Raw genomic sequence first — 2,454 nt, 5'->3', positions numbered from 1 at the left:
CACAAGAACGGAGCAAAACCGGCAAAGTTCCTGCGGCAGCGGTGTCGCCCTCGAATAATTGGCGGGCGGGAGCGAGCAGATGGCGGGACGTCAGCTGAACTGCATCGCCAGCGTCAGCGCGATGGCCGCGAGCAGGATGACGGCAGCGGCCAGGCGAAGCAGGTGATGGGAGACGCTGGATGAGGCCGAGGCCGGAGCTTCGGCATCCTGGAACCCGCTCATCGAGACGCGAGCGGCCTGCTCCAGCCTGTTCATGTCGGCAACCGTCACGGACCCACCCTCCCTGTCGCGCTGCAACCGGCGAGGGCCTCCGGCCCTGGCAAGTTGCAGCGCCATCTGGGAAGAACAGCATCGGACTTTATGGTGAACAGCCGGTTAAGGGTCTTGCCGGCGCGCCCGTGGCGCGGCGCCGAGCAAGTCAGTCCGTGGCAAAATTGCCCTTGGGGATGACGAGGCGATATTCGAGGCGATCGCCGATGATTTCGAGTGTCGCCGTGCCGTTGAGCGATGCCGGCACGACCCGTTCCAGGGCGACGCTGCCGAAACGCTTCTCGCTGCTACTGACGTCGCGGGCGCCGATGGCTTCGCACCATGTCAGCGACAAGGCCGGCTCGCCGCCGGCGTCGGTCGTCAGCCTCGCGGTCAGCTCGACGCGCCCGTCCGGCCGCGACAGGGCGCCATAGCTCACCGAATTGACGGCAAGCTCATGCATGGCCAGACCGACATGCAGGGCGGCGTTGGGGTTGAGATAGGGGTTCTCGCCCTCGAGGCGCAGGCTGCGCTCCGGGTCGGCGGCGTAGCGGCCAACCTGGCCGGAGACGAGCTCGTGAAGGGCTGCGCCCCGCCAATTGGAGGAGGTGACCAGATCCTGCGAGGAGGCCAGCGACTGCAGCCGGCCGCGAAAGCGCGGCAGGAAATCACCCGATGCTCCGGAATAGCGGCCGGTTTGGGTGGCGATGCTCTGGATGATGGCGAGCAGGTTCTTCGAGCGGTGGCTGACCTCGCGCAGCAGCGTCTTCAGCGTTTGCTCGCGTCGCCTTTGCTCGGTGGTCTCGACCATGGTGGTGACGATGCCCTGCACTTCGCCGCCCTCGCCGTGGTCGGCGTCGATCCAGACCTGGAACCAGCGCACGCCGTCGTCGCCCGGCACGCCAAGCTCGAGCCGCTCCGGCTTGCCGGAGGCAATGACGCCGCGTTTGGCGGCGGCGATGCGCTCGGCCTGGGCGGGCGGCAATATGCCGTTGCTGTCGGCCGTGTCGGTGGCCCACGGCGCGCGCATGTTGCGCGCCCAGACCGTCTTCATCTCGCGGTCCTGATAGAGAACGGAAATGCCGGCATTGTGCAGCGCGTGAAGCAGGGCCCGGCCAAGCTGCATTCCGCTTTCGGCCGGATGCAGGGCGATGACCTCTTCGCCCTGTCTGTTGTCGCTCATGTTTGAGGCCTTGGAACGCATCGATCGCTTGCCACCGAGCTCAAGCTGAACGGCTTATTGCAAAATGGGTTCCCGAAAATGAGGATCCAGATGCGGTCCGCCGAGCGGCATCTCGTTGGAGGATACCGCCCGGCGGTGGCTGGAAACCGTTTGAGGGGTGCGGCTTCCAGTGTTCGGTCGAGCCTCGCCGTCACGCCCTTCTGAACAGGCCGGCGACCAGCGAGATGATCAGGAACGCGAGGAAGATGAAGAACAGTATCTGCGCGATGCCGGCGGAGGTGCCGGCGATGCCGCCGAAACCAAGCGCACCGGCGATGATCGCCACGACGAGAAAAACGAGCGCCCAGTAAAGCATGATCCGTCTCCTTCCTATGCTGCGGTAAAAACGTGGGTGGTTGGCGTTTGTTCCACCCTTTGCCGAAAAAGACGATCCCTGGAAGGGGGGTGAGACGCGAATTCCCAAGCCTCTCGGCGACGCCCGTCGCAGACGCGCCGAAAGCTTCATTCTCGAGTGGAATGGCGGATGGCCCAGGCGCGCGCGGCGCCCCTGGATTACGCCGCGGCCTTGGCCTGCCGATCGAAGAACAGCGCCTGGCTGATCAGCGCCTTGACCATGTCCGGGTTGAACGGTTTGGTGACCAGGAAGGCCGGTTCCGGCCGCTCGCCGGTCAGCAGACGCTCCGGAAAAGCGGTGATGAAGATCACCGGCACCGGCGTCGAGGACAGGATCTCGTTCACGGCCTCGATGCCTGAGCTGCCGTCGGCGAGCTGGATGTCGGCCAGCACCATCTTCGGCCTGGTCTTGCCGAAAATCGTCACCGCCTCGGCATGGGTGCGCGCGGTGCCGACGACACGATGGCCGAGGCTCTCGACCATCTCCTCGATGTCCATGGCGATCAGCGGCTCGTCCTCGATGATCAGGACGTCGGTCGCGACCTGGCGGGAAATCTCGTTGCTCGCCTGGGCGAGCAGGTCGGAGAATTCCTGGTCGCCGGCATCCAGGACCTCGCCCGCCTACTCTT

At 65.4% G+C, this 2,454-nt stretch carries 3 protein-coding genes and 1 pseudogene; all 4 read right to left on the bottom strand.

The window, feature by feature from the left end; genetic code table 11:
• Window positions 1-90: 90 nt before the first annotated feature.
• The gene (locus EN738_RS33560; RefSeq protein ID WP_127287285.1) at window positions 91-270 is read right to left on the bottom strand and encodes a hypothetical protein; all 180 of its coding nucleotides are present in this window, start codon (window positions 268-270) and stop codon (window positions 91-93) included.
• Between the two features lie 148 nt (window positions 271-418).
• Window positions 419-1,453, bottom strand: a complete 1,035-nt coding sequence (locus EN738_RS33555; RefSeq protein ID WP_127287284.1) for a PAS domain-containing sensor histidine kinase — start codon at window positions 1,451-1,453, stop codon at window positions 419-421.
• Between the two features lie 169 nt (window positions 1,454-1,622).
• Window positions 1,623-1,787: a DUF1328 domain-containing protein gene (locus EN738_RS33550; RefSeq protein ID WP_127287283.1), complete on the bottom strand. Its 165-nt coding sequence runs from the start codon at window positions 1,785-1,787 to the stop codon at window positions 1,623-1,625.
• A 197-nt stretch (window positions 1,788-1,984) separates the two neighbouring features.
• A pseudogene (locus tag EN738_RS33545) lies at window positions 1,985-2,440 on the bottom strand (response regulator); the annotation flags it as partial.
• Window positions 2,441-2,454: the final 14 nt, after the last annotated feature.

The organism is Mesorhizobium sp. M4B.F.Ca.ET.017.02.2.1, from assembly GCF_003998955.1.
GTDB classification, from domain to species: domain Bacteria; phylum Pseudomonadota; class Alphaproteobacteria; order Rhizobiales; family Rhizobiaceae; genus Mesorhizobium; species Mesorhizobium abyssinicae.
This window is presented reverse-complemented; position numbering and strand designations above follow the sequence as displayed.